The organism is Streptomyces sp. NPDC126499 (genome assembly GCF_040302485.1).
In the GTDB taxonomy this organism is placed as follows: domain Bacteria; phylum Actinomycetota; class Actinomycetes; order Streptomycetales; family Streptomycetaceae; genus Streptomyces.
This window is the reverse complement of record NZ_JBEOUO010000015.1, coordinates 1-18,997: the sequence shown is the minus strand read 5'-3', so window position 1 is coordinate 18,997 and position 18,997 is coordinate 1. Positions and strand designations below refer to the sequence as shown.

General features: G+C 72.6%; 21 protein-coding genes. 10 read left to right on the top strand and 11 right to left on the bottom strand.

Features of this window, described 5'->3' with window-relative positions:
- Window positions 1-54: 54 nt before the first annotated feature.
- The 3 genes from ABTZ91_RS22335 to ABTZ91_RS22325 all read right to left on the bottom strand — a co-directional run bounded on the left by ABTZ91_RS22335 (window position 55) and on the right by ABTZ91_RS22325 (window position 2,442).
- On the bottom strand, window positions 55-711 hold the full coding sequence (locus ABTZ91_RS22335; protein ID WP_352078955.1) for a hemerythrin domain-containing protein: 657 nt from the start codon (window positions 709-711) through the stop codon (window positions 55-57).
- A complete protein-coding gene (locus ABTZ91_RS22330) occupies window positions 711-1,907 on the bottom strand; it encodes a hypothetical protein (RefSeq protein ID WP_352078954.1) in 1,197 nt (398 codons plus the stop codon). The genes ABTZ91_RS22335 and ABTZ91_RS22330 overlap by 1 nt, the downstream gene beginning before the upstream one ends.
- A 157-nt stretch (window positions 1,908-2,064) precedes the next feature.
- On the bottom strand, window positions 2,065-2,442 hold the full coding sequence (locus ABTZ91_RS22325) for a DUF6463 family protein (protein ID WP_352078953.1): 378 nt from the start codon (window positions 2,440-2,442) through the stop codon (window positions 2,065-2,067).
- 94 nt (window positions 2,443-2,536) lie between these two features.
- Here ABTZ91_RS22325 and ABTZ91_RS22320 point away from each other — a divergent pair, with 94 nt between their 5' ends.
- A complete protein-coding gene (locus tag ABTZ91_RS22320; protein ID WP_352078952.1) occupies window positions 2,537-3,121 on the top strand; it encodes a TetR family transcriptional regulator in 585 nt (194 codons plus the stop codon).
- A gap of 600 nt (window positions 3,122-3,721) precedes the next feature.
- Here the strand turns inward: ABTZ91_RS22320 and ABTZ91_RS22315 are convergent.
- Window positions 3,722-4,204, bottom strand: a complete 483-nt coding sequence (locus tag ABTZ91_RS22315) for a VTT domain-containing protein (protein ID WP_352078951.1) — start codon at window positions 4,202-4,204, stop codon at window positions 3,722-3,724.
- Window positions 4,205-4,485: 281 nt separating this feature from the next.
- Entirely contained in the window at window positions 4,486-4,854 is a 369-nt protein-coding gene (locus ABTZ91_RS22310; RefSeq protein ID WP_352078950.1) for a VOC family protein, read from the bottom strand.
- Between the two features lie 441 nt (window positions 4,855-5,295).
- Here ABTZ91_RS22310 and ABTZ91_RS22305 point away from each other — a divergent pair, with 441 nt between their 5' ends.
- Window positions 5,296-5,604: a hypothetical protein gene (locus ABTZ91_RS22305; RefSeq protein ID WP_352078949.1), complete on the top strand. Its 309-nt coding sequence runs from the start codon at window positions 5,296-5,298 to the stop codon at window positions 5,602-5,604.
- Window positions 5,605-5,824: 220 nt separating this feature from the next.
- On the opposite strand, the gene ABTZ91_RS22300 is transcribed toward ABTZ91_RS22305, so the two are convergent.
- The 3 genes from ABTZ91_RS22300 to ABTZ91_RS22290 form a co-directional block, all read right to left on the bottom strand.
- The gene (locus ABTZ91_RS22300; RefSeq protein ID WP_352079111.1) at window positions 5,825-6,790 is read right to left on the bottom strand and encodes a helix-turn-helix domain-containing protein; all 966 of its coding nucleotides are present in this window, start codon (window positions 6,788-6,790) and stop codon (window positions 5,825-5,827) included.
- Window positions 6,791-7,121: 331 nt separating this feature from the next.
- Window positions 7,122-7,727 carry a class F sortase gene (locus tag ABTZ91_RS22295; protein ID WP_352078948.1) on the bottom strand — a complete coding sequence of 202 codons (606 nt, stop codon included), beginning with the start codon at window positions 7,725-7,727 and terminating at the stop codon, window positions 7,122-7,124.
- Between the two features lie 6 nt (window positions 7,728-7,733).
- A complete protein-coding gene (locus tag ABTZ91_RS22290; protein ID WP_352078947.1) occupies window positions 7,734-8,414 on the bottom strand; it encodes a DUF4142 domain-containing protein in 681 nt (226 codons plus the stop codon).
- Window positions 8,415-8,797: 383 nt separating this feature from the next.
- Between ABTZ91_RS22290 and ABTZ91_RS22285 the strand changes: the two genes are divergently transcribed.
- The 4 genes from ABTZ91_RS22285 (at window position 8,798) to ABTZ91_RS22270 (ending at window position 13,034) form a co-directional block, all read left to right on the top strand.
- Window positions 8,798-9,901 carry a glutamate--cysteine ligase gene (locus ABTZ91_RS22285; protein ID WP_352078946.1) on the top strand — a complete coding sequence of 368 codons (1,104 nt, stop codon included), beginning with the start codon at window positions 8,798-8,800 and terminating at the stop codon, window positions 9,899-9,901.
- A 212-nt stretch (window positions 9,902-10,113) separates the two neighbouring features.
- On the top strand, window positions 10,114-11,067 hold the full coding sequence (sigJ, locus tag ABTZ91_RS22280; protein ID WP_352078945.1) for an RNA polymerase sigma factor SigJ: 954 nt from the start codon (window positions 10,114-10,116) through the stop codon (window positions 11,065-11,067).
- Between the two features lie 53 nt (window positions 11,068-11,120).
- Window positions 11,121-12,338: an FAD-dependent oxidoreductase gene (locus ABTZ91_RS22275; RefSeq protein WP_352078944.1), complete on the top strand. Its 1,218-nt coding sequence runs from the start codon at window positions 11,121-11,123 to the stop codon at window positions 12,336-12,338.
- A 336-nt stretch (window positions 12,339-12,674) separates the two neighbouring features.
- Window positions 12,675-13,034, top strand: a complete 360-nt coding sequence (locus ABTZ91_RS22270; RefSeq protein ID WP_352078943.1) for an STAS domain-containing protein — start codon at window positions 12,675-12,677, stop codon at window positions 13,032-13,034.
- Window positions 13,035-13,086: 52 nt separating this feature from the next.
- Here ABTZ91_RS22270 and ABTZ91_RS22265 read toward each other — a convergent pair whose 3' ends face one another.
- The gene (locus ABTZ91_RS22265; protein ID WP_352078942.1) at window positions 13,087-13,539 is read right to left on the bottom strand and encodes a hypothetical protein; all 453 of its coding nucleotides are present in this window, start codon (window positions 13,537-13,539) and stop codon (window positions 13,087-13,089) included.
- A 193-nt stretch (window positions 13,540-13,732) separates the two neighbouring features.
- Between ABTZ91_RS22265 and ABTZ91_RS22260 the strand changes: the two genes are divergently transcribed.
- The 3 genes from ABTZ91_RS22260 to ABTZ91_RS22250 all read left to right on the top strand — a co-directional run bounded on the left by ABTZ91_RS22260 (window position 13,733) and on the right by ABTZ91_RS22250 (window position 15,786).
- Window positions 13,733-14,104, top strand: coding sequence for a MerR family transcriptional regulator (locus ABTZ91_RS22260; RefSeq protein WP_352078941.1), 372 nt, complete (start codon window positions 13,733-13,735; stop codon window positions 14,102-14,104).
- Window positions 14,105-14,150: 46 nt separating this feature from the next.
- Window positions 14,151-15,167 carry a zinc-binding dehydrogenase gene (locus ABTZ91_RS22255; RefSeq protein ID WP_352078940.1) on the top strand — a complete coding sequence of 339 codons (1,017 nt, stop codon included), beginning with the start codon at window positions 14,151-14,153 and terminating at the stop codon, window positions 15,165-15,167.
- A 199-nt stretch (window positions 15,168-15,366) separates the two neighbouring features.
- Complete coding sequence (locus tag ABTZ91_RS22250) at window positions 15,367-15,786, top strand: hypothetical protein (RefSeq protein WP_352078939.1); 420 nt, start codon at window positions 15,367-15,369, stop codon at window positions 15,784-15,786.
- Window positions 15,787-16,220: 434 nt separating this feature from the next.
- On the opposite strand, the gene ABTZ91_RS22245 is transcribed toward ABTZ91_RS22250, so the two are convergent.
- Window positions 16,221-17,150 carry a hypothetical protein gene (locus tag ABTZ91_RS22245; protein ID WP_352078938.1) on the bottom strand — a complete coding sequence of 310 codons (930 nt, stop codon included), beginning with the start codon at window positions 17,148-17,150 and terminating at the stop codon, window positions 16,221-16,223.
- Window positions 17,151-17,481: 331 nt separating this feature from the next.
- Here ABTZ91_RS22245 and ABTZ91_RS22240 point away from each other — a divergent pair, with 331 nt between their 5' ends.
- Entirely contained in the window at window positions 17,482-18,162 is a 681-nt protein-coding gene (locus ABTZ91_RS22240) for a DUF305 domain-containing protein (protein WP_352078937.1), read from the top strand.
- A gap of 37 nt (window positions 18,163-18,199) precedes the next feature.
- Here ABTZ91_RS22240 and ABTZ91_RS22235 read toward each other — a convergent pair whose 3' ends face one another.
- Window positions 18,200-18,517 carry a hypothetical protein gene (locus tag ABTZ91_RS22235; protein ID WP_352078936.1) on the bottom strand — a complete coding sequence of 106 codons (318 nt, stop codon included), beginning with the start codon at window positions 18,515-18,517 and terminating at the stop codon, window positions 18,200-18,202.
- Window positions 18,518-18,997: the final 480 nt, after the last annotated feature.

Below are 18,997 nucleotides of genomic sequence, written 5' to 3'. Positions count from 1 at the left end.
TGTCCCGCTCCTGCTCAGCGCCCTTCCCTGCCCCGGCCCCGTCCCGCTCCCGTGTCAGCGCCCTCCCCTGCCCCCGTCCCCATCCGCTGCCCCATCTCCATCCCCATCCCCATCCTCCATTCTGCGGCGGATGGCGTCGCGCGCCCGGTCCGCGACGGCGGCCATGGGCCCGAGCGCGAGGTTCGCGGTGGCGCTCTCGACGCCGGGGTGAGGGTGGGTGGGCGCGGTCGCCTCCGCCGCCCGGACGGCCTTGGCCATCAGGGCGAGCCGGGCGGGCGAGGTGGTGCGGCGCAGGAGGGCGAACTCGTAGCGCTCCTCCGACCGGGCGTGGACGAGGACGGCGTCGCGGAGGGACAGCAGGGTGGGCATGAACCGGGGGTCGGAGGTGTCCATGTCCTCCAGCAGGGAGAGCTTCTCCTTCGCCGCCTTCTCCTCGGCGAGCCGTTCCTCCACCACCTCCGCACCGCCGTCGAACGCGGTACGGGCACTGGGGTGGACGACCTCCTCCTCGGCGGTCTCGTGCACGGCCAGCAGGTGCACCAGGCGACGGAACGCGTCCGTACGCTCTTCCCCCTCGGCGGTGCGGACCTCCTCGAAGAGGGCACGGATCTGGCCGTGCTGCCGCATGAGGAGCGCCACCACGTCGTCGTCGGCGACGGGGTCCCCGACCTCGGCCTGCTCGTCCACGGTCATGTCCCTTGCCTTGGCCATCACGCACGCTCCGATGCGACGGGGTGCGGACCCTCGGTCTCCAGCCGGTAATCGCGGTCGAACATCTCGCGGTGCTGGTCCATGACGCGGTCGCTCGGTGGCTTCTCGCCGTCGTGCAGGCGCTGCTGCATCTGCTCGAACCGCTCGTGGGCCTCACGGACGTAGCCCGCCCCGAGGGTGGTCAGGTCGATCTGTGTGGCGAGCAGCTCGCGCAGGTAGTCCTTGTTCGGCTCGAAGGTCAGCACCTTCGGCAGCTGGGGCGCGAGGATCTCCTCAGGGTCGCGGCCGTCGTGGCGGCGCATGAGGTCGCAGGCGATCCGCAGGTGCTCCAGTTCCATGTTCAGGTGCAGTTCCCACAGCGCCTTCACCTTGGGGTGGCTCTCCTGCTCCATGAAGGAGTAGTACAGATAGCACTCGTTGTACTCGTGGTTGACCAGCTGCTCCCACCACGTCTCCCCGGGGTCGACGAGGGACTCGTAGTGGGTGACGTGCTCTTCCTCGATGAGCCCGATCTCCTGGTAGAGCTGACGGGCGATCGGCTCCATGTAGGTGGGGCCGGTGTTCATGTAGAAGTTCATCGTCTGCTGCTCGGCCGACAGGACGGTCAGCGCGTGCAGCTTGGACAGCGGGTCGGTGGCGTTCTTGTCGTAGGGGTCGCGCACGTTGTCGACCGGGTGGCGGTGGTGCATCCGCGTGGGGCGGCCCGGCATGACCTCCGTCAGACCGTCGACGATCGCCTCGGCCTTGCGGTGCTCGATCATCTCGTACAGGTTCGCGTACCGGTACAGATGGTCGAAGTCCTCCAGCACGCCGAACTGGTACGCCTGCCGGAGGTACGGATCCGGCTCCATCCGCGCGATCCAGGCGGTGAGGTCGACGGCGACCTGCTCGTACGCGATCGTCGTCTCCAGCACCGACGACACCCCGGGCAGCAGCCAGTTGACCGCCTTCTGCTGCTGCGCCTCCACGTACCGCACCTCCGCCAGGCCCCGCTTGACCTCGGGGTCGACGGTGTTGCGCGCGAGCGTGTGGCTGAAGAGGATCGCCTCGACCTCGATGCCGTTCATCGTGATGATCCGGCAGCGGGTGTACGGGTCGGAGGCATCCGGGTCGATCGGCGAGACGTTCAGCTCCCGCCAGCTGCGGACCTGCTTGTCCAGCGGGATTCCGCGCTGTTCCAGAGGGTTGAAGCTCATAGGGCACCGGCTCTCGGCAGAGGACAGGACGTTTGCTGACATCCTTCTCTCCCCGCCTGCCCCCAGGGGCGCCCCACACGCCCGCGCGGGGCAGTTCCACCTCATCGGCCCCCTCGTCACCCCGGCGCGGCGCGAGGCCCGCTCCTTTCCGCGCTCGTCACGTCTCGCGCCGGCTCGCCGCTCGGGCCTGCCGACAGGACGTCAGCAGGGCGAGCGCTCCGACCAGGATGAGGCCGGGCGCGCCGGACACCGGGTAGAGGACCTGGAGCGGAATGCCGATGGCGAGCAGGTACCAGCCCAGTTGTGCGGGGAGCCGGCCGGTGTCGCGGACGATGCGCCGGCTGAGGGTGCCGAGCGCGAGCAGACCGAACCCGGCGAGGAGGAACCACATCTCGTACGCGCGCCGCGCCTCGCCGGGAGCGGTGTTCCACAGCCCTTCCCGGGCCATGTCGTCGAAGGTGGTGGAGGCCGCTACGAAGACCGCGAAGTGCGCCGCCGCCAGGGCTATGACCAGCCGGGGAATCCACCTGAGCATCGCGGTTCTTCCTTCCTGGGCGTGGTGCCGGGCAAGACCTCCGGACCTCGTCCGTACACCCCTGTATGGATGGACCGTACAGTACTGTATGGCGATGGCACGAAAGCAACTGGCGCCCGAGGACTGGTCTATGGCGGCGCTGCGCGCGATGGCGCGCGGCGGCGTGGCCGCGGTCTCGGTCAACGCCCTGGCGAGCGAGCTCGAAGCGACCCGGGGCAGCTTCTACTGGCACTTCAAGGACCGGGACGCGCTGCTGACAGCCGCGCTCGAGCTGTGGGAGCGGCAGAACACCGCGAGCCTCATCGCCGAGCTGAGCGGTGTCACCGACCCGCGCCGGCGGCTGCGGGCCCTGTTCACCACCGCGCTGGGGCACCAGGAGATCGCCGGCCTGGAGCCCGCGATCGTCGCCCACGCCGACCACCCGGCCGTCGCGCCCGTCCTGCGCCGGGTCACCGACCGCCGGATCGCCTACCTCACCGAGCTCTACGCCGACCTCGGGCTGGAGCCCCCCTCGGCCCGCCGGCAGGCGGTCGTCGCGTACGCCGCGTACCTCGGCTGGGTGGAACTGCGCCGCGCCGCCGCCGACATCCTGCCCGAGGTCGCCGACACGGGCGATACGGCCGCCACCGCCCTCGAACACCTCCTCGCGGAACTGGAGAGACCGGGCCTGCGGAGCTGAGGCGACCGACCAGGCTCCTGCGCGCGGAACCGGATGCGGGGGAGGCGGGGGAGGAGCGCCGCGACGATGTCCGAGCGGACCGTCCGGACGAGCGGACGCCCCAGCCGCGAAGGCGGCACCGGCACGCTGCCGCGTGGACCGGGGCGCAAGCGCGGGGGCGAGGAGACGAGCGTGGCCGGAAGCGCGTGGTCCCGGCGGGCCCCGGCATTCGACCGCCGTGTCCCGGCGCGAAGGCCGCCCCGACACCGCGCGCCCCGACATCGCGCGGCCCGGCGACGCAGGCCGGCCGCGGGCCGCGCCGGCCAGGCGCAGGCCGAGGCAGGCCGGCCACAGGCTCAGGCAGCGCAGCCACAGGCTGAGACCGACCAGCCGCGGACCCAGGCAGCCCAGCCGCACGCCGACGCCGGCCGGCTACTGGTCGAGGTCGGCCAGGCGCAGGCCGAGGCCGGCCACCTGCGGGCCAGGCGGCTCGCCTCACCGCCGCGGCACAGCCGGCCCGCTGTCGCGCACGCCCTCGCGGGACAGGCTCCGGGACGCCCTCGCGGGACAGGCTCCGGGACGCCCTCGCGGGACAGGCTCAGGCGCGCCCTCGCGGACGGCTCAGGATTCCTTCGCCACCGTCTCGTCGGAGGACGGGGCCGCCCTTCTCCTGCGGTACACCACCACCCCGCACACCGCGAGGACGAGGACGGCCACGGCGCAGACCCCGAGGGCCGGCCGCTCGGCGAAGAGCCTTCCCAGCACTTCGAGTACGCCGATCCCCGCGGTCGCGTAGATCAGCGCCCAGGCCGCTCCGCCCACGAACAGGGCGGGAAGATAGCGCCGCAACGGCATGCGCATGCTGCCCGCGAGAAAGTTGGCGGCGGTCTGGAAACCGACGGTCAGGAAGGAGACGGCCACCACCGGCGCACCCCACCGCTGGATCGCCCGCTCGGCGCGCCGGAACTTCGCCGAGGAGATCCGCCCGGCGAACCGGCTGCGCCGGGCACCGGCGCCGGCGAGCCACCCGACGGCGAACGTCCCTCCGGCGCGGAGCAGCACGATGGCGTACAGGGCTCCGGCCGTGAGCGCGATCTTATCCACGACGCCTCGTCCCGGTCCCCGGGCCGGACCCGGCGTCCCCCGTCACCCGCACGGGCGTCCGGCCCGACCGGGCGCACGACGCGCACAGGCCCTGGTCACCGTCTTTCACCCGCGCCCCGCCTCTGCCCGTTCCGTCCTTCGGGTCCCCCGCCTGCGGCACCGGAACCCGAACCTGCACGCCAGCATGCCAGGCAAGGTCAGCCTAACCGAACCCGAATACGACGGATACAGGGCACCGGGTCACCGGAGGAACGACCGGCTGAGCACCCCGGACGGCGGCGTCACCGGGCCGGGATCGGCTGGGTGAGGTTCACCGGGTTGCCGTCGGGGTCCTTGATGTGGGCGACGCGCTGTCCCCACGGCATGTCGTTGGCGCCACCACTGACCGAGCCGCCCAGCGCCACCACCCGAGCGAGCGTCTCGTCGACGTCGTCGACACCGATGCTGAGCAGGATCCGTGGCGCCCCCGTGGCCCCCACATCCGCCTTGGCCACCAGGCCGAGGTCGGTGTCGCCGATCCGCAGCCCCAGGTAGAAGGCCGGGCCCTCCTTTGGCACCCGGAAGATCTCCTCGGCGCCGAACAACGTCGTATAGAAGGCGACCAGGGCATCCTGGTCGGCCGTGAGGATCACTGGCTGGACGGTGGACATCGCACTCCTGTCGCGGACGGGCATGGCGCGGAGGGCAGACCGTTCGAGGACGGTGAACTCATCGGCCCCCGCCCTCCCGGCCCCCGCCCTCCCGGCCCGCGATCCGCCGAGCGCGCCGGTCGTCGACCGCACCCCGGCCGCCGGCGGGCCCGCGCGGCCGAGTACGCCGCGCCGGCGCTCACGGAGGCGGGCACTGCGGTCCGCGGACTGCGGACCGGTCCGGGAAGATCCGCCCCGTGCCCGCCCTGCCCCCGCCCCGCGCATGTCCGGCGCACGCGAGGAGCGACCGAAGTCCTCTCCTGCGCGACGCATGGACGGACGCGGTGGCGCCGAGAGCCAAACACGTGGCGCCGTGCGTTAAAGACATGGCTCGGGAGGCGGGGCAGGATCGCCGTGCAGTTGTTCCACCTGACCGCTCAACTCTGTGACGCAGGGGGAAGTATGAAGAAGATCTACTCGGGCCTGGCCGCGGCGGCCCTGATGTCGTCCGTCCTGATGGCGGCGCCCGCCGTCGCGAGCGCACCCAGCGAGCGCGCGGCCGCCGCCTGCCAGACCTGGCACGACAACGCCGGTCCCGGCGGAGCGGGCCGCTACCACGCCAAGTGCGCGGGTTCCGGCAAGTACGTCAAGGCCACGGTGCGCTGTGCCAACGGCAGCACCTCCACCAGCGCCTGGCGCTGGGAGTACGCCAAGGCGGAGTGCCCCTACGGCGTGGACTCCACCTCCGGGTCCTACAGCACCCGTAGCTGACACCGCGGCCCACGTCGGCGCCCAGGTGAGCCAAGGACCCGGTGCCCGACAACCTGCCGTTAGCGTCCCCGGCCCGCCGCCCGCGGGCCGGGGCCGCCCGGTCGCGCCCGCTGCCCGCGGGCCGGGGACGCCCGGTCGCGCCCGCTGCCCGCGGGTCGGGGACGCTCCGTTGCGCCCGCCAGCCGGGGCCGCCCCGTCACGGCCGCGTGAACGCGAGCCGTCAACGGCACCGTACCTCTGCCCGGTAAGCGGTCGGAGTGAGACCCGTGGCGTTGCGGAACGCGCGCGTGAAGTCCGACGCCCTGGCGAAGCCCCACCGCGCTCCGATCGCGGCGACGGGCGTGTTCCGCAGCGCCGGGTCGGCGAGGTCCCTGCGACAGCGGTTGATCCGCTCACGCCGGACGACCTCTCCGACCGTCTCGCCGAACCCCTCGAAGGCGCGGTGCAGCGTCCGGGTGGAGACGCAGTGCGCCTCGGCGATGGAGGCCGGAGTCAGCTCGGGATCACGGAGGTTCCGGCCGATGAACGCCAGGACCTCCTGACGCAAGACGCCGGTGCGCGACTCGCGCGGGAGGAGCGCCGTTTGTTCGGCATGACGGGCCACCACGGCGGCCGCGAGATCGATCACGGTGGTGCCGAGCCGCACACGGTCGGTGTCGCTCAGCTCCGTCGCGGGATCCGCCAGCGAACGCAGCGTCTGCCGGAGGACTCGCGCGACGCCGTCCGTCCCCTTGATGGCCGTCCCACAGAGCGGGGCCACCACCTTGTCCGGAAGAGGCATCGACCGCCTCGGAAACTGCAGCACCAGAGAAGAGGCCGCGCCGCCGCCAGCCCCCGCTCTGGCCTCGAAAGGACGCGAGCTGTCGTACAGGACGATCTGCCCCGGAGCGAGGAGCGTGTGGTGCCCGGCCTGATCGATGCCCTGCCGCCCTCCCCCGATCACCGCCACTTGGTAGAGCTCCGGGTCGGACCGCCGGATGAGGCGGACGGTCCGTGAGCACAGCAGAGGTCCGTACGACATCGCGGCCAACTGCGCGTCACCGATGCCCAGGAGGCGGATGCGCGCGTCGAAGCGCTCCGGCTCCGGAAAGGTGAAGTGCGTGGCCACCAAGGCCGACGCGGTGGCCTCGGCCCAGGCGCCCGTCCTCTCGGGCACGGGTAGGCGTTTCGTATCCAGCACCGTCATCACGATGGTCCCCCTGGCACTTCTGGTGTCGCGGTCGCACAGCAGTCTGCGACGCGAAGATCACCGGAAGAAGCGCCGTCTGAGCCAATCACATCCCGGTGCGCTGATCCGTGAACTCTGACGGGTTCCCGGCGCTCGCCTGGCCGGATCGGCGCGGGGGAGCGGAGACCGGCCCGCCGTTCGAGGCGATCACCGCCCAGCCGCCCCTTCGGCTACGGCCAAGGCGCCGCGGCCCGCCCCCGGGCGCCCGGCGTGGCGACACCGGTGCGCTCCCCGGGACCGGTCCGTGCCGCGGCCGGCCGCCCGCGCACCGGCCATGCGCCCCGGCCCGTCAGGTGCCGGTGACCGGGGCGGCGTAGAGGACGAGGTTCTCGGCGTAGAGCCCGGTGTCGGGGTCGTAGTCGCCGGAGCACGTGAGCAGGGCGAGGCGGGGCGCGCCGTGCGCGGAGAAGAGGTCGGCGGGAAGCTCCCCGCGGTCGTACGTACGGCGGGCCGTGATCCGGTACGGGTGGGTGCGGCCGTCCGCTCCGGTCACCTCGACGCGGGCGCCGACGTCGAGGTTGTGCAGCTCCGCGAAGGCTCCGAGCCCGGCCTCGGTGTCGACGTGTCCGGCGAGCAGGACGGTGCCCCGGCCCGACCCCGGGCCGGCACCCAGCGCCCACCAGCCGACGTGGTCACCGTCCTCGGGCAGCGCGAGATCTCCCTCACGCGTGGCGGCCACGGCGCTGACGGCGGCGCGCAGCCGGTGCGGCCCGCCGACGGCGACGGCCACCGGTGGCGAGTACGGCGTCGTCCGCGCGGCGGCAGGGGAAGCGGCGGGCAGGGTCCCCACGTCGTCCGGCGGCCGGGAGACGTCAAGGAGCGCCCAGCCCGCCGCCACCAGCACCGCGCCGGCACCGACCGCGGCCACCACGCCGGCGCGGCGGGCTCGCGACACGTCCGGTCAGCTCCTGCCGGAGGCGCGGCGGCGCGCTCGTACGGTCAACCATCCGGCACCGGCCAGGAGCACGAGCCCGCTGCCGACCGCCGCCGTACCGAGCACCTCACGGTCGTTGGTGAGGGCCGCGAGCTGCCCGCCGCTGCCCGCGTGGACGGTCTTGGGAGCCTTCGCGGCGTGACAGGCACCGCCGCGCACCATGTCCAGGTGCATCGCGACGACCGGGCGGGCGGACTTGGCCGCCGCGAACACCTCGCTGTTCCGGCCGGTCTTGAGCTCCTGGTCGATCAGAGCGAGAGTCTTGGTGTGCGCGGCCTCCTGCCCGGCGAGCCAGCCCGCGTCGTACGCCGGCGTCCCGGCCTTGGCCCGCAGCGCCTCCAGCTTCTGCTCCTCCTCCGGCGCCGGCCGGGCCGGCAGGGACACGCCGAGCTTCTTCGCCAGCGCCGTCACATCCGCGTCCAGCTTCCCGTGATCGCGCACGAGCGCGCCGCCGACCGTCTTCACGCACGAGGTGGTCGCGTGCTGTTGCGCGTCCCGCCCGGCGGCGATCTCCGCGAGGTTGCCCTGGTGCGCCGCCTCGAGGAACATCCGGTCCTGGTCGGTGAGCTCGGCGGCGAGCGCCTGTGGCGCACCGAAGAACGCGGTGGCGGCCATGAGAGCGGTGGACGATATGACGCTGATCCGCATGGGAGTACTTCCTTCCGCCCGCGGACGCATCCGCCGGGCACGACGAGCGGGCGCTCTTTAGCACCCGCACGCCATACCTCCCGCCTCCGACACACCATCGCATCACTCTCGGCATATGTGTCACTGCAAAGAGTGACGAACGACGGCCGAACGCTTCAGCCCACGCCGGCCCCGGCCGCGCCGCCCGGTCCTCGCGGCAGGGACGGGCAGAGGAAGAGGGCGGACCCACGTCCGCACGGGGGCGCAGGCGAGCGGCTGATCTTTTCGCGAGGTGGGAGGCGTCACCCGCGAGGTCCTGGGCATACGCATGACCTGCGGACTTCCCAGTTTCGGGGTCCGGGATCCGGGGGTCGGGTATGGCCCGTGTCGTACAGGAGCTTTTGATGCGCACCGTAGGAGTCGAAGAGGAACTGCTGCTCGTCAGCGCCGCGACGGGCGAACCGCTCGCGGTGTCGTCGGCGGTGCTGGCGGCCCAGGCGGGCAGCGGTGAGGGGGAGGGGCACGGCGCGTTCGAGAAGGAGCTGCACCAGGAGCAGCTGGAGTTCGCGACCCGCCCCATGAGCGACATGCGCGAACTGCGCGACGAGATCGTCTCCCTGCGCGCTTCGGCGGCGCGTCACGCCGCCGAGGCGGGCGCCCAGGTCGCGGCCCTGGCGACCTCGCCGCTGCCGGTGGAGCCGTCCCGCAACCTCGGCCCCCGCTACCGCTGGATGGCGGAGCAGTTCGCCCTCACCACGCAGGAACAGCTCACCTGCGGCTGCCACGTCCACGTCTCCGTCGAGTCCGACGAGGAGGGCGTCGCCGTCCTGGACCGGATCAGGCCCTGGCTGTATCTGCTGAACGCGATCAGCGGCAACTCCCCCTTCTGGGACGGGCAGGACAGCGGGTACAGCAGCTACCGCAGCCGGGTCTGGAACCGATGGCCGTCCGCCGGACCGTACGAGCCGTTCGGCAGCGCGGAGGGGTACCACGACCGGGTGCGCGACATGCTGGCGACCGGTGTCCTGCGCGACACGGGGATGATCTACTTCGACGCCCGGCTCTCGCACAGCTACCCGACCGTGGAGATCCGCGTCGCCGACGTCTGCCTGGAGGCGGACACCACCGTGCTGGTGGCGACCCTGGCCCGGGCCCTGGTGGAGACCGCCGCCCGCGCCTGGCGCGACGGCGAGCCGGCCGCCCGGATCCCGACGGGACTTCTGCGCCTGGCGTCCTGGCGGGCGGCCCGCTCCGGACTCCAGGGACCGCTCCTCGATCCCCGCACCCTGCGCGAGACCCCCGCCGAAGCGGCCCTCGAGGTGCTGCTGGAACACACCGACAAGGCCCTGCGCGACTCCGGCGACCGAGACGGGGCCCACCGCGCGCTGACCACCCTCCTCACCCGCGGCGGCGGAGCCCAGCGCCAGCGCGAACTCCACCGCGCGGGAGCCGACCTGGGCGAGGTCGTGCGCGAGTGCGTACGGATCACGGCGGGCGACACCGCCTGACCGCATCCCCACCGCATCCGCCGGACCGGCGGGCCTGGTGCCGAGGGCCTTCGGCGGAGGACCCGGTCCACTGCGAGTCTCGCCGACGACCTGCCCGCGGGCGCGCCCCTCAAGGGCATCGACGCAGTCCGCGGCGAGGTCGCCGTCGAACGGGCCGGTCCCGCCTTTCCCGCTTCCTGTCACACATCCGGCCCCCGTATCGTCCTCCTTGCATGAACGCTCCTCGCACGAAGGCTCCTTGCACGAAGGCTCCTCGCACGAATGACGAAACGGCGGCGGCAGCCGCGGAGTTCGATCGTCTCCGGCCGCGCCTCGTCGGGATCGCCTACGGCCTCCTCGGCAGCGTGGACGAAGCCGAGGACGTCGTACAGGACGCGTGGCTGCGCCTGTGCGGCACGGACCGCGCGGCCATCGCCGATCTCACCGGCTGGCTGATCGTGACCACGTCCCGACTGGCCCAGGACGTCCTGCGGTCCGCCCGCCACCGTCGCGAGGCCTACGTCGGACCGTGGCTGCCCGAGCCGCTGATCAGCGCCGCCGACACCGCGCCAGGCCACGTCGACCCGGCGGAGCGCGTCACCCTCGACGAGTCCCTCAGCATGGCGCTGCTGGTCGTACTCGAGTCGCTGACACCACCCGAGCGCACCGCGTTCGTCCTGCACGACGTGTTCGGTCTGCCCTTCTCGGAGGTGGCCCAGGTCGTGGGCCGTACGCCCACGGCCTGCCGCCAGCTCGCGTCCCGCGCCCGCAGACGCGTGGCCGCCGGCGCCCCCCGCTTCGAGGTGACGGCCGAGAGCCGGCGGCACGTCATCGAGGCCTTCGCCGCCGCGTGCCGCGAGGGCGACATCACGGCGCTGCTGACCCTCCTCGACCCCGACGTGGTGCTGCGCGCCGACGGCGGCGGCGTCGTACGGGCCGCGCGCCGCCCCGTGCTGGGAGCGGACAAGGTCTCCCGCTACCTGGTCGGCGTCTGCCGGAAGGCGCAAGGAGAGTTCACCGTCGTCGCGGTCAACGGCCTGCCCGGGCTGCTGTGGTCCCGGGGCGCCCGCGTGAACGGTGTCCTCTCGCTCACGGTCGCAGAGGGCCGGATCACGGCCGTCGACCTCGTACGCAACCCGGAAAAGCTCTCGCGGACCCGCCCCGCGACCGTCGCTGACGGAACCTGACGCGCGGCGCGCAACCTCCCCGATCCCCACCCGAGCCAGGAGAAGAAGTCGGCATGCCCGAAAACCCCGGAATCGTGATCGCAGGCGGCGGATTCGCCGGCGCCTGGGCCGCCGCGGCCGCCACCCGCGCCCTGCGCGCGGCGGGCGCCCGCCACCCCGTCACCCTTGTCGCCCCCACCGACGACCTCGTCATACGACCCCGCCTGTACGAGGCCGCCCCGCACCGCATGCGCGTACCCCTGGACCACTTCCTCGCCCCCATCGGCGTCCGGCGCGTGAAGGCCACCGTCACCGACGTCGACACCGCCGCGCGCTCCGTCACGGTCCGCACCCCGGACGGTGCCGAGACCCGCAGGACGTACGAACGGCTCATCCTCGCCACCGGAAGCCGCCTGACCGCCCCCGAAATCCCCGGCGGGGAGCATCTGCACGCCGTCGACACCCTGGAGACGGCGGTCGCCCTCGACCGTCACCTGCACGCGCTGCCGTCCGGCCCCGCCACCGCGGGCCGCTTCACCGCGGTCGTCGTCGGCGCCGGCTTCACCGGGCTGGAGCTCGCCACCGAACTGGTGACGCGGCTGCGCACGATCGCCGCGGCTCACGGCTCGCAGCACGAGGTCCGTGTGGTACTCGTCGGCCGCGACGAGAACGTCGGCCTGGGCTCGGGACCCCGGGCGGTGATCGAGGACGCACTGACGGGACTCGGCATCCGCACCCGCCTCGCGGTGACCCCCGAGGAAGTCGACGCGGAGGGCGTCACCTTGTCCGACGGCAGCCGCATCGCGGCCCGTACGGTGGTGTGGACCGCGGGCGTCGAAGCCGACGGGCTCACCGCCCGGATCCCCGGCGACCGCGACGACATGGGGCGCCTGCGGGTGGACCCGTACCTCCGGGTCGGCGCCGCTCCGGGGGTGTACGCGGCGGGCGACGCCGCGGCGGCCGTCGTCGAGGACGGCCACCTGACCATGCCCAGTTGCCAGCACGCCATCCCCATGGGCAAGTACGCGGGCCACAACGCCGCCGCCGATCTCCTCGGCCGGCCTCTGACCGCGTTCGCCCCGAAGACCTATGTGACGTGCCTCGACCTGGGCGCCGCCGGCGCCGTCTTCACCACGGGGTACGACCGCACGGTGGAGCTGACCGGCGCGGAGGCGAAGACCCGCAAACGCCTCATCACCGAGCAGTGGATCTACCCGCCCCTGCACGACGCCGCCCGCATTCTCGCCGCAGCCGACCCCCTGGTCCTCACCGGCGCCCGACCGGCGTCCTGAACCAGCCTGCGCGGGACGCACCCGGGGGGCGTGGGTCGCCTCCCCCCCCTGAGGGCCGGCCGGCGACCCACGCCGCCGAAGACGAAGGGAGCAGTGGCCTGCCCTACGCGGCGGCCCGTACGACACAGGCTTTACGGAGCGTTTTCCTCCTCAGGATCGCGGTCGTGGACGGAAGTGTGCGACGGTGGACGGACCAAGGCACCGACGGCACCCTGGGATGCCGGCTTCCCGGAAGGGGCGAGGCCCCCGATACGGGCACCCGGTTCCCCGCCCTCCCCCACGGGAGTGCTTCGTCAAGTGGGCCCACCAACCCTCGGGAAGGGAGGAGCGCCCGGCATGGACATCACGACGACCGTCGACGGCACCTCCGCACGCATCGCCCTGCGCGGAGACCTCGACTTCGACACCCTGCCCCCGCTCCGCGCCGCCGCCGACGCGCTGCCGGCACACGTGACCGACCTGCTGTGGGACCTGAGCCACACGCCCTTCATGGACGTCACCGGCCTCCACCTCCTCTTCGCCCGCACCCCGCTCGACGGCCCCGACCGCCGGACGACCGTCACAGGCCTGCGCCGGCAGCCCCTTCGCCTGCTGCTCATGGCCGCCGACATCCACCCCGCTGCCTTCGACCTCACCCGCCTGTTCCCCGACACGCCACCGACGCTGCCCGGCCGAGCGACCCCGGAGCGGCCCTGACGGCCCCCTGCACACCACCGGGACCGTCGCGTGAGGCTCTCCGCCCAACCGCTCAGCGACCGCCCAGCCCCGTGGAGCCGGAATCCGGCTCCACGGCCGCGATCCGGTTCAGTGCGGCGGCCAGATCGCGCAGCGCGTCCTCGGCGTCGGCGAGCTGCTCGGGCGTCGGGTGCGTGGTGCCGAAGGCCGGTGCCTCGCCCGCGGGCAGTGCCCGCCAGTGAAGGATGGGGGAGAGCGCTTCGATGCACGCGGCGAGGAACCAGGCGAGACGGCCGTGGGTACGGGCCAGGGTGATCGCCAACGCGGCCAGCGCCTCGCGCAGGTGCGCCAGCCGTTGGATGTCCGCCAGGTCCTCCCCGTCCCGCACGGCCCCGACCGCCTCGCTGAGTCCGGTCACCGTCTCGAACGCCAGAGCCCGGTCGCCCGACGACGGCTCCCACATCCGTTCCAGGACCTGCTGCTCCGCCTCTTCGACCAGCTTTGCGATCGCCGACTGCACTCCCATGGACTCACGATAGATCGTTCCCGCGTCGCCGGTCTCCGTCTCCGGATGAGCTGAAGGGGTCCCGTTCGTCGATCCGGACGCCTCGGTCGTCGACAGCCGCCGGCCAGACGGCCCCTGACGCCTGGAAGGGTGTGTGCTCCCTGTGACGAAGAGTGTCGGAAGATCGTGGCGTGCCCGCTCGTTGCCTTCAGGTATGAAGATCAGTGAGGCTTCCAGAATCAGCGGCGTGAGTGCGAGATCGTTGCGGTACTACGAGGACGAGGGCTTGATCGTCCCCGGTCGCTGCAGCAACGGGTTCCGGGACTACTGCCCGTCCACGATCGACCGGGTGCGCGTCATCCGCTCCCTTCTGGAGAGTGGGCTGCCCGTGCGACTGGTCAAGGAAGTCCTTCCTCACCTCGCCGACGGGCCCGATGGCGGCGGCCACACGGACGCGGTGTGCGACGAGTTCCTGCACCAGGTGCGGAGTTACCGCGACCGGCTGGCCGCACGCATCGCCGTTCTCACCGACCAGCAGGCGGCACTCGACGCCTATCTGCAAGAGGCCCGCCGCGCTGATCCATGACAGGCGCTTGACCTTGACACAAGTGTCAGACTCCTACGGTCGGTGCATGGAGATCAACGAGCAGCAGCACACCATCGAGCAGCCGATACGAGCACTGGTCCAGCGGTCGCATGACGGACCGAAGGACCTGATCCTCACGACCGATCACCCCCGCCCCGCCCCGGGCCCCGGCGAGTACCTGATCCGCGTCGGCGTCGCCGGGCTCAACTTCGCAGACGTCATGCAGAGCCACGCCACCTACGGAGACGGCCCGCAGCCGCCCTACGTGGCGGGCTTCGAAGCCGTCGGCGAGATCGTGGGTGTCGGCCCGGGCGTCGAGCGCCCACTGCCGGTCGGCACCCACGTCGTCGGAACCGGCCCGGGCGCCTTCGCCCAGTACATGACGATGCCGGCCGCGGGTGTCCTTCCCGTGCCGTCCGGCTGGAGCGACTCCGAAGCACTCGGCCTGGTCCTGAACTGGGCCACCGCCCTGGCGGCGCTCAAGCCGTTGGGCGAGATCAAGACCGGCGACGTGGTGCTCGTTCACGCCGCGGCCGGGGGCGTGGGGCAGGCGGCTGTCCGTCTCGCTCGTCACTACGGTGCACATGTGATCGCCACGGCGTCACCGGCCAAGCACGACGTCGTCACAGCCCTCGGCGCGGACCACGTCCTGGACAGCCGGCGCCCTGATCTGGCCGCGGAGATCACCCGTCTCACCGGGGGCGTGGACCTGGTGCTGGAATCGGTGGGACGGGCCACGTTCGAGGTCAGCTTGTCGGTGACCAGACCGTTCACCGGACGCGTCGTCGTGTTCGGCGCCGCCTCGGGGGACGCCACTCTCAGCACGCATGACCTGGTCTTCACTCACCAGGTCCAGGTCAAGGGCCTGCACATACGTGCGCTGGCGACCGCGGCCCCGTCCCTCTACGCGTCGTTGCTCGCCGAGCTGGAGGCACTCATCGCCCTGGGCGTCTACCCGCCCGGCACCCCCCACGTCCACGCCCTGGCGGAGGGACCGGCAATCCTGCGGCAACTCGAAGCAGGCCTGACCCACGGCAAGCACGCCCTCGACCCCTGGCGCTAGAAACACCGCGACACGCGGCCCGGCCCCGCCTCGGCCGACCGCGCGGCCAACCCCCGGTCGCGCGCACAGCTCCCGGCCATCGGCCGATGTCGGCGCCGTCCATCATCCCGCCGGGGGCGGGTCGGGCAGGTGACCGCCGGCGTCGGCCGGCCGGCCGCCGGCTCGTGTGTGTCGGCTCGACGCCTACTACGGTGACGCTGTGGATCAGGAGATGAGCTTCCCGCCCCGCCCGCTGCGAGGGGTGCGCGCCGTGTACGCCCGGCAGGCGGGGTGCCCGTCGGACTTCGCGGACGTCACCGTGGACTTCGAGCCGTGGGAGGAGGGCGTCGCCTTCGAGTCGCATGCGGCGCTGGCGATCCGTGGTGACGCCGACCCGCAGGAGGTGGCCGAGTATGTGACCGCGGCCGCCGACGGTATCCGCGAGGAGCTGGGCGCGCTGGCGGCCGAGTCGAAGGTGGCGGTGGCCGTCGTCCTTCGCGCCGTGGGAGTCCACGCGGTGGACTCCCACCCGACGGCATTTCGCCAGGCGGGGCGGCTCGCCGTCCGCAACGCCCTGGTCCTCGCCTACCGTCCCCCGCCCCGGCCCAAGAGGCGCCGGTCTGCTCCGCAGATCCGTTGATACGCGGGACCGATGCCGTGCGGCCGCACTCGGGCACCCCGGCGGTGCTCCGCCGCTCGCTGTCCAACCACCGCACGGCACGGCCGCGCCTCGCCGCCATGATGAGCGACCCGCGTGGCGAGGAGCGGCCTGGCAGAACGGACCGAGTCTGGTCGGAGGTCGGTACCAGCGGCCGAACGCAGCGGTACCGGCACCGCCCTCTGCCATGGGCGACACTCCCACCGGCGAGGCGGCGAACTCATCGACGCGCCGCTACGGATTGTCCGGTACGCCGCGGTCAATCGGCAATCCGGACAGGGCGGTGCTCCGCTGCGCCTCGGACATGAGCATGGCTTCCTCAGCCCGAGGCAGAGCGGCCCGGACCTCGTCGACGGAGAGGCGACGAAGCTGAGCCGTCGGGGCCGGCCCAGCGAACAGCGGATGGCCGCCGACGACTACCCGACGCGCGCCGGCTCCCGGTCTCGTGCGGGATCCGGCTGGCTTCCGGGCTCCGCGCCATGGCTTTCCGGGGCGCCGAACCACGCCACCGCCACCGCGCCCGCAACCGCCAGTACGAAGCCGAGGACGGCCAGCCATGCGAAGCCCGGGCGTGAGGCGTCCCCCAGCCACCACACGCCGATCATGCCCGGCAGCACGGTCTCGCCGACCACGAGGGCTGCCGTCGCTCCGTTCACCGAGCCGATCTGCAGCGCGACCGTGTGCAGGTACATGCCGCCGACGCCGGCCACCAGGATCGCGTACAGCGCCGGGTCCGTCAGGAGCGCGCCCGGGTCGAAGGGGTCGATTCCGTTCAGGATCCGCACACCGACCCCGAGCGCACCGAAGCCGAGACCCGACAGGAGTCCCGCGAGGATCGCCGCCCGGGCGCCCAGCACGCGTACGAGGACCGTGCCCCCGACCATCAGCAGCAGCGAGACCGCGAGCAGCCACCCATGCGTCGCGATCGGCGTGTGCCCGCTGCCTTCCGGCCCCGCCGCGCTCGCCAGCAGCACCAGGGCCGAACAGACCACACCGATCGAAGTCCACTCCGCGCGGGTCAGCCGGATGCCGAGCAGCCTCACGCTGAGGACGGCCGTGATGACCAGGTTGGCGCTGATGACGGTCTGGGAGAGGAACAGCGGGAGCATACGGGCGGCGAGCGCCCCGAGGCCGAAGCCGACGAAGTCCAGGATCGTTCCCACGATGAACTCCCAGGTCATCGCGGCTTTCGCGGTCGACGACAGGCTCGGACCGCCGTGCTGGGTGATCTGCCCCGCCGCGGCCGCCTCACGTTGGGCGGACTTGCGGGATCCGACAGCCTGGAGGACGGATCCCGTGCCGTAACAGATCGAGGCGGCGACGGCGGTCAGCAGTCCTATGAGCACAAGCGGGTCCCTTCACACGGTCGGGGCCGGTTCGCCCCGTGCGTTCTCCGCTTGCCAGACGTGGGATCGGGCGCCCGCGTTGCCTCGGCCTCCCAGCTTCGTGTTCCGCCGCGCGGGGCGGGGCCGGCGGCGGCCCCGGTCGGAGGCCGCCGTCGGGGGCCGCCGTCGGGGGCCGCCGTCGGGGGCCGCCGTCGGGGGCCGCCGGTCGGGGGCCGCCGGTCGGGGGAGGCGGTGCAGTGATCGGGTGGCGCTGGGCCGGTGGGGTTTCCGAAGGGCGAGGGGAGGCCACACGTTACTGACGCCACCCGCAACCGTCCTCTCGGAGGAAGCCTTGACGAAGAACCCCATGCGGCGCGGCGGCGCCGTCGCAGCGGTCGCCACCGTGCTGTCCCTCGCCCTCGCGCCGGCCTCGTTCGCCGCCGGGGGTCCGGTTCCCGAGCGGCCCGTGACCACGACATCCCAGGACTCACAGCCGCTGCCGACGTCTCCGGCGGCGTACGAGCTGGGAGAGGAGCTCGCCGGGCTGTCGGGCAGGCAGCTCGAAGTGAGCTTCCTGGCGGCGATCATCCCGCACCACCGGAACGCCCTCGCGATGGCGAAGCTGGAACGGGAACACGGTGCCGACCCTCGCGTCCGTGACCGCGCCGGGAACATCATCAGCGGCCAGCAGCACCAGCTCGACCGATTCACCCGCTGGCTGCGCGACTGGTACGGCCTCACACCGCAGCAGGCCAGGGACCAGGCGCCCGCCGAAGTGCGCGAGGAGATGGCCGAGATGGACAAAGAGATGCGCCAACGCGTCGACGAGCTGCGTAGGACGCCTGCCGGCAAGCACTTCGACACCGCGTTCGTGAGGCGCATGATCCCCCACCACTCCGCGGGCATCGCCCTCTCGCTCGAAGCCCAGTCCCGCGCCGTCCATGACCGGCTCCGCGAGGCCGCCTCGACCGGCATCACGGCCCAACAGGCCGAGATCGAGGACTTCAGAGACTGGCTCGCCCGCCGCGGGTAGGAGCATCCACTCGCTGCTGTCCGCGCCCTCCCTGCCCTCATCTCGGGGCGCGCCTGGAGAAGGGGGTAGGCAGGGGCCGGAGCTGAGCGGGAGTGGACAGGCGCAGCAGGCGCCGCAGCGGCACCGTGGTGCCGCCGGGGCCGGGCGCCGCGAGGGCGGCGTAGGTGGCTGTCCACGCGGTCTGTGCCAGCCCGTAGGCGCCGAGGAAGCGGTCGACCAGGGCCTGGCAGAACATCCACTCCAGGTAGCCGTTCTTGTCGGCGCACAGGGAGCCGACGGCGTTGCCATGTTCACGCCGATGACGTCGTTCGTCACGGTCGTCACGCGGTTCTTCAGGTCGATCGGTCGCCCGCATCCTGCTGGACCTGCACGACCGGAGGCGAGCGATTCGCCTCAAGACACCCATGGGTGCGATCCGTATCAGCCAGCCCCGAGCAGCTCCGCCTCCGCACGCTCGCTCCGCCGCCGCCCGGTATTTTGCCCAACCCGGGCCGAGGGAGGGCTTTCCGTGCGACGTTGACGGCGCGGTTCCTCGTGGCCAACTCTCCTTGCTGCACTGTCACTTGACTGCGCGATCCGGTTCAATGTGGCTGTTGGATGGGGCTGTGTCTAGGGGGGCACATGAGCAGCGGTGCTGTATCGCCGGACGACAGCGTGCCTCCGGTGCCGGAGTCTGCACCCGCACCACCCGGGCCGCTGACTGCCCCTCCCGAGCCGCCTCCGGTGGCAACCCCGTCGCTTCGGTGAGTGGGGGAGGTCTCGGCGTTCGTCTCGGCCCTGGCGGCCGTCGCGGGTGTGTTCCTCGGCTTTTTCGGGTTCCCGGTCGTGGTGAACT